This is a genomic window from Variovorax sp. PvP013, assembly GCF_050435945.1.
GTDB lineage: Bacteria > Pseudomonadota > Gammaproteobacteria > Burkholderiales > Burkholderiaceae_C > Variovorax.
Genome location: NZ_JBNDLF010000003.1, coordinates 21,212 through 38,806 on the forward strand (window position 1 = coordinate 21,212; position 17,595 = coordinate 38,806).

The 17,595-nt window shown below is 67.9% G+C and carries 16 protein-coding genes; 15 read left to right on the forward strand and 1 reads right to left on the reverse strand.

Translation table 11 applies throughout. The features are described 5' to 3' along the window. Positions 1-31 precede the first annotated feature (31 nt). Complete coding sequence (ompA, locus tag ABID77_RS10500) at positions 32-691, reverse strand: outer membrane protein OmpA (protein WP_429594868.1); 660 nt, start codon at positions 689-691, stop codon at positions 32-34. 226 nt (positions 692-917) lie between these two features. On the opposite strand from ompA, the gene gyrA reads away from it, so the two are divergent. The 15 genes from gyrA (at position 918) to crcB (ending at position 17,539) form a co-directional block, all read left to right on the forward strand. Next, a complete protein-coding gene (gyrA, locus tag ABID77_RS10505) occupies positions 918-3,581 on the forward strand; it encodes a DNA gyrase subunit A (protein ID WP_429594871.1) in 2,664 nt (887 codons plus the stop codon). Continuing rightward, entirely contained in the window at positions 3,578-4,174 is a 597-nt protein-coding gene (locus ABID77_RS10510; RefSeq protein ID WP_429594874.1) for a DUF2059 domain-containing protein, read from the forward strand. Before gyrA ends, ABID77_RS10510 begins: the two co-directional genes overlap by 4 nt. Positions 4,175-4,188: 14 nt before the next feature. Then, the gene (gene serC, locus ABID77_RS10515; RefSeq protein WP_429596100.1) at positions 4,189-5,307 is read left to right on the forward strand and encodes a 3-phosphoserine/phosphohydroxythreonine transaminase; all 1,119 of its coding nucleotides are present in this window, start codon (positions 4,189-4,191) and stop codon (positions 5,305-5,307) included. 46 nt (positions 5,308-5,353) lie between these two features. Continuing rightward, positions 5,354-6,487 carry a prephenate dehydratase gene (gene pheA, locus ABID77_RS10520; protein ID WP_429594877.1) on the forward strand — a complete coding sequence of 378 codons (1,134 nt, stop codon included), beginning with the start codon at positions 5,354-5,356 and terminating at the stop codon, positions 6,485-6,487. Continuing rightward, entirely contained in the window at positions 6,484-7,404 is a 921-nt protein-coding gene (locus tag ABID77_RS10525; protein ID WP_429594880.1) for a prephenate dehydrogenase, read from the forward strand. Before pheA ends, ABID77_RS10525 begins: the two co-directional genes overlap by 4 nt. Positions 7,405-7,412: 8 nt before the next feature. After that, positions 7,413-9,434 (forward strand): bifunctional 3-phosphoshikimate 1-carboxyvinyltransferase/cytidylate kinase, encoded by a 2,022-nt coding sequence (locus ABID77_RS10530; protein WP_429594883.1) that lies wholly within the window; start codon positions 7,413-7,415, stop codon positions 9,432-9,434. A 210-nt stretch (positions 9,435-9,644) separates the two neighbouring features. Beyond that, positions 9,645-11,330 (forward strand): 30S ribosomal protein S1, encoded by a 1,686-nt coding sequence (gene rpsA, locus ABID77_RS10535; protein WP_429594886.1) that lies wholly within the window; start codon positions 9,645-9,647, stop codon positions 11,328-11,330. Between the two features lie 150 nt (positions 11,331-11,480). Then, a complete protein-coding gene (locus tag ABID77_RS10540; protein ID WP_429596103.1) occupies positions 11,481-11,810 on the forward strand; it encodes an integration host factor subunit beta in 330 nt (109 codons plus the stop codon). A gap of 27 nt (positions 11,811-11,837) precedes the next feature. Then, entirely contained in the window at positions 11,838-12,170 is a 333-nt protein-coding gene (locus tag ABID77_RS10545; RefSeq protein ID WP_429594889.1) for a LapA family protein, read from the forward strand. Beyond that, the gene (locus ABID77_RS10550) at positions 12,160-13,386 is read left to right on the forward strand and encodes a lipopolysaccharide assembly protein LapB (protein ID WP_429594892.1); all 1,227 of its coding nucleotides are present in this window, start codon (positions 12,160-12,162) and stop codon (positions 13,384-13,386) included. The genes ABID77_RS10545 and ABID77_RS10550 overlap by 11 nt, the downstream gene beginning before the upstream one ends. A gap of 262 nt (positions 13,387-13,648) precedes the next feature. After that, a complete protein-coding gene (locus ABID77_RS10555; protein WP_429594895.1) occupies positions 13,649-13,987 on the forward strand; it encodes a ComEA family DNA-binding protein in 339 nt (112 codons plus the stop codon). A 252-nt stretch (positions 13,988-14,239) separates the two neighbouring features. Continuing rightward, positions 14,240-15,193 (forward strand): TRAP transporter substrate-binding protein, encoded by a 954-nt coding sequence (locus tag ABID77_RS10560; protein ID WP_429596106.1) that lies wholly within the window; start codon positions 14,240-14,242, stop codon positions 15,191-15,193. 89 nt (positions 15,194-15,282) lie between these two features. Further along, a complete protein-coding gene (locus ABID77_RS10565; RefSeq protein ID WP_429594897.1) occupies positions 15,283-15,816 on the forward strand; it encodes a TRAP transporter small permease in 534 nt (177 codons plus the stop codon). A gap of 9 nt (positions 15,817-15,825) precedes the next feature. After that, on the forward strand, positions 15,826-17,139 hold the full coding sequence (locus ABID77_RS10570; RefSeq protein WP_429594900.1) for a TRAP transporter large permease: 1,314 nt from the start codon (positions 15,826-15,828) through the stop codon (positions 17,137-17,139). Positions 17,140-17,161: 22 nt separating this feature from the next. Next, positions 17,162-17,539, forward strand: a complete 378-nt coding sequence (gene crcB / locus ABID77_RS10575) for a fluoride efflux transporter CrcB (protein ID WP_429594903.1) — start codon at positions 17,162-17,164, stop codon at positions 17,537-17,539. The last annotated feature ends 56 nt before the right edge of the window (positions 17,540-17,595 follow it).

Genomic DNA, 17,595 nt, shown 5'->3' on the forward strand with positions numbered 1-17,595 from the left:
GCGGGGTTTTTCCATCGCGGATGCTTGCGGATCAGCGGGTGGCGCGGGTGCCAACCACTTCGATTTCCACGCGACGGTTCTTAGCGCGACCGGCCGCGGTGCGGTTGTCGGCGACAGGCTGCTTCTCACCCTTGCCTTCGGTGTAGACGCGATTGCGTTCGATACCCTTGGTGACCAGGTAGGCCTTGACAGCTTCGGCACGACGCACCGACAGACGCTGGTTGTAGGCATCGGTACCGACCGAGTCGGTGTGACCCACGGCGATGATGACTTCGAGGTTGACGTCACGGATCTTGGAAACCAGATCGTCCAGCTTCGCGCGGCCTTCCGGCTTGAGGACCGACTTGTCGAAGTCGAAGAAGGCGTCGGCAGCGAAGGTGACCTTCGAGGCAGCGACCGGCGGCGGCGGTGCGACCGGCGGCGGCGGGGGCGGCGGCGGGGTCACGACAGGTGCGACAGCGACAGGAGCGAGCGCGCCATCGCAGCCGGCGTTGGCGGTCGCAGGAGTCCACGAGGAATCGCGCCAGCACAGTTCGTTGGTGCCGTTCTTCCAGACGAGTTCACCAGTGCCGTTCTGCCAATTGTCGTTCACCGGGCCGCCATTCGCAGCGGTGACACGGGTCTGCGCGCCGGCGGCAGTGGCGAGCGCAGCGACTGCAAACATCATCGCCACTTTATTGAGTTTCTTCATGGTTCTCCTCTTGGGGAAAAAGCCGCAGACGCGCTGCGAATCAAGGACGCTTTAAGTGACCACCACCCAAAACGTTGAGACGATTGTGCCATAGGGCCTTTCTCAAACCGGGCGGGGGCGCGGCTCGAATCGTAGGACTGCAGCGGAATACGGCGCTTGTGTTGCGGCATAACGACACCGGCCGAAGCGTAAAATTCCGTCCTCCTGCCGTCTGCCCGCTCTGCCCATGACCTCGTTCGCCAAAGAAACTCTCCCCATCAGCCTAGAAGAGGAGATGCGTCGCAGCTACCTCGATTACGCCATGAGCGTGATCGTCGGCCGGGCCCTGCCGGATGCCCGCGACGGACTCAAACCCGTGCATCGGCGCGTGCTGTACGCCATGCACGAACTGAACAACGACTGGAATCGCCCGTACAAGAAGTCCGCTCGCATCGTGGGCGACGTGATCGGCAAGTACCACCCGCACGGCGACCAGTCGGTCTACGACACCATCGTGCGCCTGGCGCAGAATTTCTCGATGCGCCACATGCTGGTGGACGGCCAGGGCAATTTCGGATCGGTCGACGGTGACATGGCCGCGGCGATGCGTTATACGGAAATTCGTCTTTCCAAGATCGCCCATGAAATGCTCGGCGACATCGACAAGGAAACCGTCGATTTTCAGGACAATTACGACGGCTCGGAAAAAGAGCCGGTCGTTCTACCCAGTCGCCTGCCCAATCTTCTGGTCAATGGCGCGGGCGGGATCGCCGTGGGCATGGCCACCAACATTCCGCCGCACAACCTCAACGAGGTGGTGGACGCCTGTCTGCACCTGCTGCGTCATCCCGATGCCAGCGTCGACGACCTGATGGAGTTCGTGCCGGCGCCCGACTTCCCGACCGCCGGGATCATCTACGGCATCAACGGCATCAAGGACGGCTACCGCACCGGGCGCGGCAAGGTCGTGATGCGCGCCCGCTGCCACTTCGAGGACATCGATCGCGGCCAGCGCCAGGCGATCATCGTCGACGAGCTTCCCTACCAGGTCAACAAGAAGACGCTCCAGGAGCGCATGGCCGAGCTGGTGCACGAGAAGAAGATCGAAGGCATCAGCCACATCCAGGACGAGTCCGACAAATCGGGCATGCGTCTGGTGATCGAACTCAAGCGCGGCGAAGTGCCGGAGGTGGTGCTCAACAACCTCTACAAGCAGACGCAGCTCCAGGACACCTTCGGCATGAACATGGTGGCGCTGATCGACGGTCAGCCTCGCCTGTGCAACCTGAAGGACCTGATCGAGGTCTTCCTGCAGCATCGGCGCGAGGTCGTCACGCGCCGCACCGTCTTCACCTTGCGCAAGGCACGCGAACGCGGCCACGTGCTCGAAGGCTTGGCCGTGGCACTGGCCAACATCGACGACTTCATCGCGATCATCCGCAACGCGCCGACGCCGCCCGTGGCCAAGGCCGAACTCATGAACCGCTCGTGGGACAGCCCCCTGGTGCGCGAGATGCTCACCCGCGCGCGCGCCGACGGCGGCGTCATCAACGCCCACGACTACCGCCCCGACGGCCTCGAAGCAATCCTCGGCATGGGCTCAGACGGCCTCTATCGACTGTCGGAGACCCAGGCACAGGAAATCCTGCAGATGCGCCTGCAGCGCCTGACCGGCCTCGAACAGGACAAGATCGTCGCCGAGTACCGCGAGGTGATGGCCGAGATCGACGACCTGCTCGACATCCTGGCACGGCCGGAGCGCGTGTCCGTGATCATCGGCGACGAACTCGGCACGATCCGCCAGGAATTCGGTCAGACCAAGCTCGGCGCGCGTCGCAGCCAGGTCGAGCACAGCGCCTACGACCTGTCCACCGAGGACCTGATCACCCCGACCGACATGGTCGTGACGCTCTCGCACACCGGCTACATCAAGAGCCAGCCGCTGGGCGAATACCGGGCGCAGAAGCGCGGCGGCCGCGGCAAGCAGGCCACGGCGACGAAGGAAGACGACTGGGTCGACCAGCTCTTCATCGCCAACACGCACGACTACATCCTGTGCTTCTCCAACCGCGGCCGACTCTACTGGCTGAAGGTCTGGGAAGTGCCCGCCGGCTCGCGCGGCTCGCGCGGGCGGCCCATCGTCAACATGTTCCCGCTCCAGGAGGGCGAGAAGATCAACGTGGTGCTGGCCCTGACCGGCGAGAAGCGCACCTTCCCGGCCGACCAGTACGTCTTCATGGCGACCTCGATGGGCACGGTCAAGAAGACCGCGCTCGACGAGTTCAGCAACCCGCGCAAGGCCGGCATCATCGCCGTCGACCTCGATCCGGGCGACTACCTCGTGGGCGCCGCGCTGACCGACGGCCAGCACGACGTGATGCTGTTCTCCGACGGCGGCAAGGCGGTGCGCTTCGACGAGAACGACGTGCGCCCCATGGGCCGCAACGCCCGCGGCGTGCGGGGCATGATGCTGGAGGACGGCCAGGGCGTGATCGCCATGCTGGTGGCGGAGGACGAACAGCAGAGCGTGCTCACCGCCACCCAGAACGGCTACGGCAAGCGCACCAGCATCACCGAGTACACCCGGCACGGCCGGGGAACCAAAGGCATGATTGCCATTCAACAGAGCGAGCGCAACGGCAAAGTAGTTGCGGCCACGCTGGTGCACGCCGACGACGAGATCATGCTCATCACGGACAAGGGTGTCCTGGTGCGCACGCGGGTCGCGGAGATCCGCGAACTCGGCCGGGCCACCCAGGGCGTCACGCTCATCGGCCTCGACGAGGGTGCGAAGCTCAGCGGCCTGCAGCGCATCGTCGAGAACGACGCCAATGTCGACACGGCCGAGAACGGCGGTGACGACACCGGCATCGACAGCTCTTCCTCATCTTCAACGGAGAATCCTCAGTGAAAAACATCAAGCTTGCGGTCCTGTCGGTCGCACTGGCAGCCAGTTCGGTCGCGATGGCGCAAGACAAGGCGGCGCTCGTCAAGCAGTTGCTCGACGTCCAGCGTCCCGCTGTGGAAGGCATGGCGCGCATCCTCGTCAACGATTCCGTGCAGCCCATCGTCCAGGCCGGCGGCGAATACCTCCAGACCCGCGTGGCGCCCGAGAAGCGCGAAGCGCTGGGCAAGGCCGCCGAGGCCGAGATCCAGAAATACGTCCAGGACGCCTTCCCGATCGTGCGCGACAAGGCGGTGCAGCTGGCACCGAGCACCGTCGGACCGCTGCTGGAGCAGAACTTCAGCGAGGAGGAACTGCGCCAGCTCGTCGCCTGGCTGGGCTCGCCCTTGAGCAAGAAGTTCTCCGACATGAATTCGCAGCTCGGCTCGGCCCTGACGCAGAAACTCGTCGCCGACGTGCGTCCGACCATCGACCCCAAGCTGCAGGCGCTCAACGTCAGCGTCGCCAAGGCGCTGGGCGCGCCGACCGACGGCCAAGCCGCGGCCCAGCCCGCCGCCAAGGCACCGGCCACCAAGGCCGCCGCCCCCGCCAAGAAGTGAGCGTCGGCATGGGCATGACGACGGGCCTCGCGCGCCCCTACAACTTCTCGGCCGGCCCGGCCGCCATGCCCGAGGAGGTGCTGCGCACCGCCGCGGCCGAGATGCTCGACTGGCACGGCAGCGGCCTGGGCGTGATGGAGATGAGCCATCGCGGCAAGGAATTCGGCGCCATCGCGGCCAAGGCCGAAGCCGACCTGCGCCGATTGCTGGCCGTCCCGGACCATTTCCACATCCTGTTCATGCAGGGTGGCGGACTGGGCGAGAACGCCATCGTTCCCATGAACCTGTCGCGCGGCACGGCCGCCGACTTCGTCGTCACCGGCAGCTGGAGCATCAAGTCGCACAAGGAGGCGCAGCGCTACTGCCAGGCCCGCATCGCGGCCAGCAACGCAGGCGATCACCACACGCGGCTGCCCGATCCCGCGACCTGGAAGCTCGGCGCCAATGCCGCCTACGTTCACCTGTGCACCAACGAGACCATCCACGGCGTCGAGGTGCAGGAACTGCCCGATCTGGCCGCGCTGGGCAGCGACGCGCCGCTGGTGATCGATTTTTCCTCGCACGTCGCCTCGCGTCCGGTCGACTGGCGCCGCGTCGGGCTCGCCTTCGGCGGTGCGCAGAAGAACCTCGGTCCGGCGGGCCTCACGCTCGTGATCGTGCGCGACGACCTGCTGGGCCACGCGCTCGAGATCTGCCCGAGCGCGTTCAACTACAAGACCGTGGCCGACAACGGTTCCATGTACAACACGCCGCCGACCTGGGGCATCTATGTCGCCGGCCTGACCTTCGACTGGCTGCTGCGCCAGACCGAAGGCGACGCCACCGGCATCGAGGCGATGGAGCAGCGCAACATCGCCAAGGCGAAGCTGCTCTATGGCTTCATCGACGGCTCGGCTTTCTACGAGAACCGCGTCGATCCCGCTTGCCGCTCGCGCATGAACGTGCCCTTCTTCCTGAAGGACGAGAGTCGCAACGAGGCCTTCCTGACCGGCGCCAAGGCCGCCGGCCTGCTGCAGCTCAAGGGTCACAAGTCGGTCGGTGGCATGCGTGCCAGCATCTACAACGCCATGCCGCTCGCGGGCGTCCAGGCGCTGGTGGACTACATGCGAGAATTCGAGACCTCACAGGCCTGATCGAAGACGCCGCGCCGGTCGCGCGGTGCAACGGGCCGCTCGACCGATGACCGCCTCCGCCTCGCCCTCCCCCGTGCCCCCCGCCTCCGACCCCGCCGATCAGTCCACCAGCCTGGCCGACCTGCGCGTGCAGATCGACTCGCTCGACCAGCGCCTGATCGACCTGCTCAACCAGCGCGCGCGCGTCGCCGAGGCGGTGGGCGAGGTCAAGAAGCGCGAAGGCACGCCCTACTTCCGGCCCGACCGCGTGGCGCAGGTCATCGAGAAGATGCAGCGCACCAACGGCGGTCCGCTCAAGGGCAACCATGTCGCAGCGATCTGGCGCGAGATCATGTCGGCCTGCCTGGCGCTCGAATCGCCGCAGCGCGTGGCCGTGCTCGGTCCCGAAGGCACGTTCTGCGAGCAGGCCGCCGTCGAGTACTTCGGCGGCGCCGCCGACCTGATCTACTGCGCGAGCTTCGACGAGGTGTTCCACGCCACGGCCGCGGGCAGCGCGCAATACGGCGTGGTCGGCGTGGAGAACTCGACCGAGGGGGTCGTCACGCGCTCGCTCGACCTGTTCCTGCATTCGCCGACGCACGTGGTGGGCGAGGTCAGCCTGCTGGTACGGCACCACCTCCTGCGCACGACCAATTCGCTCCAGGGCATCGAAGCCGTGCTGGCGCATCCGCAGGCCCTCGCCCAGTGCCAGACCTGGCTGTCCAAGCACCTGCCGGACGCCGAGCGCCGCGCCGTCGCCAGCAACGCCGAAGGCGCACGCCTCGCGGCCGGCAACCCGGCCTGGGCCGCCCTGGCCAGCGACCGGGCCGCCACCCGCTTCGGTCTGCACATCGTGGCGCACGCCATCCAGGACGATTCGTACAACCGCACCCGCTTCGCCATCATCTGCCTGCCGCAGACCTTGGCGATGCCCCCGGCGTCGAGCCGCGACTGCACGAGTCTCGTCGTCTCCGTGCCCAACCGGCCCGGTGCCGTCCACGACCTGCTGATGCCGCTGAAGGCGCACAACGTGTCGATGACGCGTTTCGAGTCGCGTCCCGCGCGCACCGGTCAGTGGGAGTACTACTTCTACATCGACCTCGACGGCCATCCGTCGCAGCCCAACGTGGCGGCGGCCCTGACCGAGCTGCGCGCGGCCTGCGCGTTCTACAAGGTGCTGGGCGCATATCCCGTGACATGAGCGCGGTGCTCCGGTCCGAAGAGGACATCGTCGGATTCGCGCGCCTGGGGCTCATCGGTTGCGGGCTGATCGGCGGCTCGTTCGCGCTCGCCCTGCGCCGCGCCAAGCTCGTGCGCCACGTCGTCGGCTACAGCACGTCGCCCACCGCCACCGAAAGCGCCCGCTCGCGCGGTGTCGTCGACGCGGCGGCGTCCTCGGCGGCGGCGGCGGTCGCGGGTTGCGACCTCGTGCTGCTGGCCGTTCCGGTGGCCGCGACGGAGTCGACGCTGATCGCGATCCGCGACGCCCTGGCGCCCGGCGCGCTCGTGATGGACGTCGGATCGACCAAGGGCGACGTGGTCGAAGCGGCGCGTCGCGTCCTGCCATCGCATCGCCTGGCCGACTTCGTGCCGGCGCATCCGATCGCCGGCAAGGAGGTCGCGGGCGTCGAGCATGCCGAGGCTTCGCTGTTCGACGGCCGCCAGGTCGTGCTGACGCCGCTCGACGTCACCGCGCCGGCCAGCGTGCGGCGCGCGACGGACGTCTGGCGTGCCCTCGGTTCGCGCGTCGTCACCATGACGCCACCCGCCCACGACAGCGCCTTCGCCGCCGTCAGCCATCTGCCCCACCTGCTGGCCTTCGCCTTCGTCAACAGCCTCGCCGCGCAACCGGACGGACCGGAGGCGCTCGCCGTCGCCGGCCCCGGCTTCCGCGACTTCTCGCGCATCGCGGCGAGCAACCCGGCCATCTGGCGCGACATCCTGCTGGCCAACCGCGCGCAGGTCCTCGCCCATGCGAAGGCGTTCCGCGCGACGCTGGTCGACCTGGAAGCGCTGGTCGCCTCCGGGGACGGCCCGGCGCTCGAAGCCGCCATCGCCGCCGCGCGGGACACGCGCGCGCCCTGGCGGCTGGGCGCCATCTCCACCTCGACCGACTGACCGACGCCATGTACGCCACGCCTTTCCTCGACATTCCCGCGCTGGTCTCGGCATCGGGCACCGTGCGCCTGCCGGGCTCCAAGAGCATCTCCAACCGCGTCCTGCTGCTGGCGGCGCTGGCCGACGGCGTCACGACCGTGCACGACCTGCTCGACTCCGACGACACCCGCGTCATGCTCGACGCCCTGCGCACGCTGGGTTGCGGCATCGCGCAGGACGGTCCGGTGCTGCGCATCGAAGGCCTGGGCGGCGTCCTGCGCACGCCCCGCGCGGCGCTGTTCCTGGGCAATGCCGGCACCGCCATGCGGCCGTTGACCGCGGCCCTCGCCCTGCTGGGCGGCGACTTCGAGCTCAGCGGCGTGCCACGCATGCACGAGCGCCCGATCGGCGACCTCGTCGACGCCCTCACGCAGATCGGCTGCCGCATCGACTACCTGGGCAATCCGGGCTACCCGCCATTGCGCATCCATCCGGTCGCGGCCGACGCCCTGTCGCTGGACGCGCCGATCCGCGTGCGCGGCGACGTCTCCAGCCAGTTCCTGACGGCACTGCTGCTGGCGCTGCCGCTGGCCTCGGGCCATGGCGCGGCGACCCCACGCGACATCGTGATCGAGGTGGTCGGCGAACTGATCTCCAAGCCCTACATCGAGATCACGCTCAACCTGCTCGCGCGCTTCGGCATCGCGGTGCGGCGTGATGGCTGGGAGCGTTTCACCATCCCGGCGTCGAGCCACTACCGCTCGCCGGGCGACATCCACGTCGAGGCCGACGCCTCGTCGGCGAGCTACTTCATCGCCCTGGGCGCCCTGGCCGCCACCGGCGACGCGGGTCTGCGCATCGAGGGCGTGGGCGCCGAGTCGATCCAGGGCGACATCCGCTTCGTCGAGGCCGCCCGCCGGATGGGCGCGCGCATCGACAGCGGCCCCAACTGGCTCCAGGTGGCGCGCGGCGCCTGGCCGCTCCAGGCGATCGACATCGACGCCAACCACATCCCCGACGCCGCCATGACGCTGGCCGTGATGGCGCTGCATGCCGACGCGCCGAGCACGCTGCGCAACATCGCGAGCTGGCGCGTCAAGGAGACCGACCGCATCGACGCCATGGCCGCTGAACTGCGCAAGCTCGGCGCCACGGTGGAGGACGGTCCGGACTTCCTGCGCGTGCATCCGCTGCCGGTCCATGCCTGGCGCGCCGCCGCCATCGAGACCTACGACGACCATCGCATCGCGATGTGCTTTTCGCTCGCGGCCTTCAATCCGGCGTCGCGGCCGGTGCGCATCCTCGATCCGCACTGCGTGGCCAAGACCTTCCCCGACTATTTCGAGGCACTGTTCGACGTCGTCGAGTCCGCCGGCGTCCCGGTGATCTGCGTCGACGGGCCGTCGGCCTCGGGCAAGGGCACGCTGGCCGTCGAGGTCGCGCGCCACCTGGGCTACCACTACCTCGATTCCGGTTCGCTCTACCGGGTCGCCGGCCTGGTCATGCGCCGCGCCGGCCTCGACGCCGAGCCGCGCCACGAGGCCCGCATCGCCGAGCTCGTCCGGGCGCTGCCGCTGCGCTTCCACGCCGGCACGATCCTGCTGGGCGACGAGGACATCGGCGAGACGATCCGTACCGAGGCCGCCGGCATGGACGCCTCGCGCGTCTCCGCCCTGCCGATGGTGCGCGAGGCGCTCCTGGCGCTGCAGCAGGGCTTCCGGCAGCTGCCCGGACTGGTCGCCGACGGACGCGACATGGGCACCGTCATCTTCCCCGACGCGCCGCTCAAGATCTACCTGACGGCCAGCGCCGCGCAGCGTGCCGAGCGGCGCCATAAGCAACTGATTTCAAAGGACATTTCGACTACAATCGACAGTCTCCGCGCCGACCTGGAAGCGCGCGACCTCCGGGACTCCTCCCGCAGCGTCGCGCCGCTGAAGCCGGCACACGACGCACGCCTCCTGGACAACTCCACGCTCTCGGTCGAAGACTCGGTCGAACGCGTGCTGGCTTGGTGGCAGCAGCAACAGCCTTTCGGAATCCCCGCCTGAAGGCTGCACACGGGCAACCGGCCTGAATCCGGCCCACCCGTTCACGGTCCGGCGAGCCGCCCTCCGCGCGACCAGCGCATCGGCCCACCGGTTTTTTCCAATCCAACCCGGGCCAACCGCCCACCAACCGCCGTCTCCAGACCCCCGCGCAGCCGCATGCAATTTCGCACGACGCGGCCGCCAACCCTGGCCTGACGGAAGGAACCATCAATGTCTGAATCTTTTGCCGACCTGTTCGAAGAATCCCTGAAGCGCTCCGAGATGCGCAGCGGTGAGGTCATCACCGCCGAAGTCGTTCGCGTCGAACACAACCACGTCGTCGTCAACGCCGGCCTCAAGTCCGAAGCGTACGTGCCGATCGAGGAGTTCAAGAACGACAAGGGTGAACTCGAAGTCCAGGCCGGCGACTTCGTGTCCGTGGCCATCGGCTCCGTCGAGAACGGCTACGGCGACACCATCCTCTCGCGCGACACGGCCAAGCGCCTCGCGTCCTGGATGAGCCTGGAGAAGGCCCTCGAATCCGGCGACTTCGTCACCGGCACCACCAGCGGCAAGGTCAAGGGCGGCCTCACGGTGCTCGTCAACGGCATCCGCGCGTTCCTGCCGGGTTCGCTGATCGACACGCGTCCGATCAAGGACCTGACCCCCTACGAGAACAAGACCCTGGAATTCAAGGTCATCAAGCTCGACCGCAAGCGCAACAACGTCGTGCTCTCGCGCCGTGCCGTGGTCGAAGCCAGCATGGGCGAGGAACGCGCCAAGCTGATGGAGACCCTGAAGGAAGGCGCCGTCGTCCGTGGCGTGGTCAAGAACATCACCGAGTACGGCGCGTTCGTCGACCTCGGCGGCATCGACGGCCTGCTGCACATCACCGACATGGCCTGGCGCCGCGTCCGCCACCCGAGCGAAGTCGTTCAGGCCGGCCAGGAAATCACCGCCAAGATCCTCAAGTTCGACACCGAGAAGAACCGTGTCTCGCTGGGTCTCAAGCAGATGGGCGACGACCCGTGGATGGGCGTCTCGCGCCGCTACCCGCAATCGACCCGCCTGTTCGGCAAGGTCACGAACATCGCCGACTACGGCGCGTTCGTCGAACTCGAACCCGGCATCGAAGGCCTGGTGCACGTCTCCGAGATGGACTGGACCAACAAGAACATCGCTCCGAACAAGATCGTCTCCCTGGGCGACGAAGTCGAGGTGATGGTCCTGGAGATCGACGAGGACAAGCGCCGCATCAGCCTGGGCATGAAGCAGTGCAAGGCCAACCCGTGGCAGGAATTCGCGCAGAACACCAAGCGCGGCGACCGCGTCAAGGGCCCGATCAAGTCGATCACCGACTTCGGCGTGTTCGTCGGCCTGGCCGCCGGCATCGACGGCCTGGTCCACCTGTCCGACCTCTCGTGGAACGAAACCGGCGAAGCCGCGGTTCGCAACTACAAGAAGGGCCAGGAAGTCGAGGCGCTGGTGCTCGCAGTCGACGTCGACCGCGAACGCATCAGCCTGGGCATCAAGCAGCTCGACAGCGACCCGTTCACCACGTTCACCACCGTGAACGACAAGGGCCAGGTCGTCACCGGCAAGGTCAAGACCGTCGACGCACGCGGTGCGGAGATCGATCTGGGCGAGGACATCGTCGGCTACCTGCGTGCTTCGGAAATCTCGCGCGACCGCGTGGAAGACGCCCGCAACGTGCTCAAGGAAGGCGACGAAGTCACGGCCGTGGTGGTGAACGTGGATCGCAAGACCCGCAACATCCAGCTGTCGATCAAGCAGAAGGACATGGTCGACGAGCAAGGCGCCATGGCCAGCCTGAGCCAGCAGTCGGCCCGCGAGAACGCCGGCACGACCAGCCTGGGCGCCCTGCTGCGCGCCAAGCTGGACAACAGCGACAAGTAAGCTCGCCTCCAGGCTGCGGCGTACTTCGTGTCGCCTTTCGCCTTCCCCCTGCCGGGGGCGACACCTGCGGCCGGGCAGAGCCCGTCCGCGGTGTTCAGGGATCGAGAAGGGGCGCCAGGCGCCCCTTTTTTCATTTACTTTTTCCGGCCCATGACACGCTCTGACCTCGTCGAAGAACTCGCGGCCCGCTTTGCGCAGCTCACGCATCGCGATGCGGAATTCGCCGTCAAGACCATCCTCGACGCCATGAGCGACGCCATGGTGCGCGGCCACCGCATCGAGATCCGCGGTTTCGGCAGCTTCTCGGTGAATCGGCGACCGCCGCGCATCGGTCGCAATCCGCGCTCGGGCGAAAGCGTCCAGATCCCGGAAAAACGGGTGCCGCATTTCAAGCCGGGCAAGGCCCTGCGCGAAGCGGTCGACGCCCGCACCGCCGAGCTCGACGCCGGAGGCGATCGGACCGATGCCCTGCAAAAGTAGAATGCGCCCGGGTTCTCGGGGACGCGCATGAAATACCTTCTGTGGCTGCTCAAGGCAGCCCTTTTTTTCACCCTCTTCGCCTTCGCGCTGAACAACCAGCAGGACGCGACCGTCTATTTCTTCTTCAGCACCTACTGGCGCGCCCCGCTCGTGCTGGTGGTGCTGGCGGCCTTCGCCGGCGGCGTGGTCGTCGGCGTCTTGGGCATGCTGCCGGGCTGGTGGAAGCACCGCAGCGCGGCGGTGGCCAACGCGCCCGTCGTCGATGCGCCGACGGCGATCGTGGCCACCACCGTGCCGGCCCCGCTCGAGCCCCACGCCACCCTGACCGACGTTCCCGCCGCCCGACAACATGGACTTTGATTTCAGCTGGCTCCTGCTGGGCTTCCCGGTCGCCTTCGTGCTCGGATGGCTGGCCTCGCGCTTCGACCTGCGCCAGCTCAAGCTGGAGAACCGACAGGCCCCCAAGGCGTACTTCCGCGGCCTGAACTTCCTGCTCAACGAGCAGCAGGACCAGGCCATCGACGCCTTCATCGAGGCCGTCCAGAACGACCCCGACACGCAGGAACTGCATTTCGCGCTCGGCAATCTCTTCCGCCGTCGCGGCGAGTACCAGCGCGCCGTGCGCGTGCACGAGCACCTGCTCGGCCGCGGCGACCTCTCGCGCGCCGACCGTGAGCGCGCCCAGCACGCACTGGCGCAGGACTTCCTGCGCGCCGGCCTGCTCGACCGCGCCGAGGCCGCCCTGCAGAAGCTCGAAGGCACGCGCTACGAGAACGAGGCACGCCTGTCGCTGCTGGCCATCTACGAGCGTTCGCGCGAATGGGCTCAAGCCGCCACCGTGGCCGAAAAGCTCGACGCCGCCGGCCAGGGCAGCTACGCGGCGCGCCGCTCGCACTACCTGTGCGAGCAGGCGGCCGAGCAACTCGCCAAGGGCGACCACACCGAGGCGGCCGGCGAACTGCTGCGGCAGGCCGTCGCGCTCGCGCCCACCGCCCCGCGCCCGGCCATCGACACCGCCACGCTGCAGTTGCGCACCGGCCAGCCGGCCGCCGCCCTCGAAACCCTGATGGCGCTGGGCGAGCGAGCGCCGCTGGCATTGCCGCTGTGCGCCGCCACGCTGCAACAGGCGGCCGTCGCCGCGCATCGCACCGGCGAGGCGCTTGCGCTGCTGCAGCGCCGCTACGCCGACCAGCCCTCGATCGACCTGCTCGAGGCCATCATCGCGCTGGGCGGACTGCCCGTGCGCCCCGACGGCGGCGCGCCGGTGTTCGAGCCGCCATCCACGTCGGACGCGAGCGCGGCGCCGCCGGTGCGCACGACCACGCCGCGCGACGGCTACATCGCGCACCTCGCCCAGCAGCCCTCGCTGGTGGCGGCCTCGCGCTGGCTGGCCGGCGAGACCTTCGCCAACGAGCAGTTCCATCCCCAGGTGCAGCGCGCGCTCGACCAGGCGACGCGTCCCCTGATGCGCTACCGGTGCGCGGCCTGCGGCTTCGAGGCGCACCAGTACTTCTGGCACTGCCCGGGCTGCCAGGCGTGGGACAGCTATCCGCCGCGGCGGGTCGAAGAGCTCTAGCGCGCCCCAGTCTTCGCACACCGCGTGTCGCTTCGCCAACCCCCTTACCGGGGGCGACACCGGCGGCCCGGCGGAGCCGGTTTCGCGGTGTTCCTGGCTCGGCACGCGTGTGCACGGCGTATTGTTCGATGCTGCTGCGTGTGTTCGATTCGTTAAGAAAGCGACGTCGCGACCGGGCTAAAGTCCGACCCGCGCGACGCCCCCGGGCGATCGTCGCAATCAAGCTGTCATCCACACAAACCCAGAGAATCAGGGAGATTCCATGCACATGTTCAAGAAGATTCTGGCCGTCGCGGCCATGATGCTGGCGGTGTCGTCGTTCGCCGCGGTCGATGTCAACAAGGGCAGCGCGGCCGACCTGGACGGCGTCAAGGGCGTCGGCCCGAGCCTGTCCAAACGCATCCTGGACGCTCGCGCGCAGGGCGAGTTCAAGGACTGGGGCGACTTCATGAGCCGCGTCAAGGGCGTCAAGGCCAAGGCGGCGACCAAGCTGTCGGGCCAGGGCCTGACGGTCAACGGCAAGAGCTTCGACGACACCGCCTTCATCGACAAGGCGGGCAAGGTGGACGCCAAGGCCCACGCCGCCGCCAAGGCCAAGTAGGTCCCGACGTCGAAGCGCATCGACAGCGCCACGCGGGAACGCATCGACCACCCAGCCGCCTTCGGGCGGCTTTTTCATGCCTGTCCATCAGGCGGCGCCTCGGGGAAACACCTCCGTGGTGGCCCGATATTTGCACGTACGCTGCACTGCGCTTCTTCCTCGTCCTCTCTCCTGGAACTCCACTTCATGCATCACTCCTCCGTTCGTGCCGCGAAGGCACCCGCCGCGCGGCTGCGTTCCCTGGTTGCACCGATGGCGACGCTCGCCGCGCTGGCCCTGGGCGGCGCGGCCTTCGCGCAGCAGGTCAAGTGGGACCTGCCCACGGCCTACCCGGCCACCAACTACCACACCGAGAACATCGCCCAGTTCGCCAAGGACGTGGAAGCGGCCACCGGCGGCAAGCTGCGCATCACCGTGCATGCCAACGCGTCGCTCTTCAAGGCGCCCGAGATCAAGCGTGCGGTGCAGAGCGGCCAGGCCCAGGCCGGCGAGATCCTGCTGGCCAACTACGCCAACGAGAACCCGATCTACGCGCTCGACGGCGTGCCCTTCCTGGCCACGACGTATCCCGACGCGAAGAAGCTCTACGCCGCCTCCAAGCCGGCCATGGAGAAGCTCCTGGGCGCGCAGAACATCAGGGTCCTGTTCGCCGTGCCGTGGGCGCCGCAGGGCATCTACTCGAAGAAGGAGATCGCATCGGTGGCCGACCTGCGCGGCATCAAGTGGCGCGCCTACAGTCCGGCGACGGCCAAGATCGCCGAACTCATCGGCGCCCAGCCGGTGCAGATCCAGCAGGCCGAACTCAGCGCCGCCATGGCCACGGGCGTGATCGAGAGCTACATGAGCTCGGGCTCGACCGGCTACGACACCAAGACCTACGAGCACATCAAGAACTTCTACGACACGCAGGCCTGGATCCCGAAGAACGCGATCCTGGTCAACGCCAAGGCCTTCGACGCCCTGGACGCGCCGACCAAGGCCGCCGTCGTCAAGGCCGCGGCCGATGCCGAGGCGCGCGGCTGGAAGGTCGCCGAGGAGAAGAACGCCGAGTACAAGCGCCTGCTGGCCGAGCGTGGCATGAAGATCCACAAGCCCTCGGCCAAGCTCGACGCCGACATGCGCCAGGTCGGCGGCATCATGCAGGCCGACTGGCTCAAGGCCGCCGGCGCGGACGGCGCCGCGATCATCGACGCCTACAAGAAGTGATGAAGCCCCCTCGCTCACCGCTTCGCGTGTCGCCGTCCCCCGAGGGGGCGCAGGCCTCACCCGGGGCGGCCCGGCGGGAGGCCTGACCCGTGCGCCGCTTCCTCGATCGCCTGTACGACGGCGCGGGCGCGCTGGGCGCCTTCTGCGTGTTCCTGATCTTCGTGCTGATGATCGTCGCGGGCGTCGGCCGGCAGATGAACTGGCACGTGAGCGGGCTCAACGACGTCGTGGCCTGGCTGTGCGCCGCCGCGGCCTTCTTCGCCATGGCGCACGCGTTCCGGCACGGCGACTTCGTGCGCGTGACGCTGGTGCTCGACAAGGTGCCCGCCCCGGTGCGGCGCGTGCTCGACGTCACCTGCCTGCTGATCGCCTCGGTGGCGGTCGCCTACCTCACGTACTGGGCCACCAGCTTCACCTGGGAGAGCTACGAGTTCGCCGAGATGGCGACCGGCCTGGTGGTCATCCCGATCTGGATCCCGCAATCGACCTTCGTGATCGGCTGCTGGCTGCTGCTCGTGGCCATGATCGACGAACTCGTCGGCGTGATGCGCGGCGAGAAGCCGAGCTACCAGCGCGCCCTCGAGGAGCGGCACGCCGCGGGCGACTTCTCTTCCGACATCTGAAAAGAACGCATGACAGAAACTCTATGGATGGGCGCGATGCTGCTCGTCATCATGCTGGTGCTGCTGGCCGGCGGCGTGTGGATCGCCATGACGCTGGCGATCGTCGGCTGGGTCGGGCAGGCCTTCTTCACGAACACGCTGCCGGGCAAGAACCTGTTCTCGGCCTTCTGGGAGAGCAACGCGAGCTGGGAGCTGGCGGCGCTGCCGCTGTTCATCTGGATGGGCGAGATATTGTTCCGCACCAAGCTGAGCGAGGAGATGTTCGAGGGCCTGCGACCCTGGCTCAACCGCGTGCCGGGCCGGCTGATGCACACCACCATCCTCGGCTGCGGCGTGTTCGGCTCGGTCTCGGGTTCGTCGGCGGCGACCTGCGCGACCATCGCCAAGGTGGCCCTGCCCGAACTCAAGCGCCGCGGCTACGACGAGCAGCTGGCCATCGGCTCGCTCGCCACGGCCGGCACGCTGGGCATCCTGATCCCGCCGTCGATCACGATGGTGGTCTACGCCGTGGCGGCCGACGCCTCGATCATCCGCATCTTCCTCGCCGGCTTCCTGCCGGGGCTGCTGCTGATGGGGCTGTTCTCCGGCTACATCGGCTGGTGGAGCCTGCGCAACCCGGACAAGGTGCCGCCGGCCGATCCGCCCACGACGCTGCGCGAGAAGATCCGCGCCTCGGGCAACCTGATCCCGTGCGCGCTGCTGATCGTCTTCATCGTCTGGGTGCTGGTGGCCGGCTGGGCCACGGCCACCGAGTGCGCCGCCTTCGGCGTGCTGGGCTCGCTGGCCATCGCCGCCAAGGGCCGCAGCCTGACGTGGCGCAACTTCACGGACGGCCTGATGGGCGCCACGCGCACCAGCTGCATGATCATGTTCATCCTGGCCGGCGCCGCCTTCCTGACCAAGACCATGGCCTTCACCGGCATCCCGCGCGAGCTGGCCGAGTGGGTCGACGCCATGCACCTGTCGCCCTACGCGCTGATCGGCGCGCTGGTGGTGGTGTACCTGGTGCTGGGCACGGCGCTCGACGGCATCTCGATGATCGTGCTGACCAGCGCGGTGGTGCTGCCGATGATCCAGAAGGCGGGCTTCGACCTGGTGTGGTTCGGCATCTTCATCGTGCTGCTGGTGGAGATCGCGGAGGTCACGCCGCCGGTGGGCTTCAACCTGTTCGTGCTGCAGAACATGACGGGCAAGGACAGCACGCTCATCGCCAAGGCGGCGATCCCCTTCTTCTTCTGCCTGGTGGTGTGCATCGGGCTGATCACGATCTTCCCGGGAATCGTCACCGGCGTGCCGAACTGGGTGATGGGCGTGGAGAAATGACGGCGGCGCGGAGCGGCGCGCCGTGCTGACCAACGCGCTGGCAATCTGCGCGGCCGCCTGCGTCGGCGCGTTGCTGCGCTGGGGCGTCTCGACGTGGCTCAATCCCGGCGGGACGATTCCCTGGGGCACGCTGGCGGTCAACCTGGTCGGCGGCTACCTGATCGGCGTGGCGATCGGCGTCTTCAGCGGACTGCCCGACATCCATCCGGCGTGGCGGCTGATGGTGATCACGGGCTTCCTCGGCACACTCACCACGTTTTCCAGTTTCTCGGCCGAGACGGTCGGCATGCTGGCCGACGGCCGACCCGGCCTCGCGCTGCTCACCATCGCCCTGCACCTGGGAGGCTCGCTGTGCCTCACGTGGCTGGGTCTGCGCACCGTGCAGACTTTCTGGCACTGACCCCGAAGAACCCTTCGCCCCAGGCCGGACGCCAGGGGAAGACTGACACACCCCGT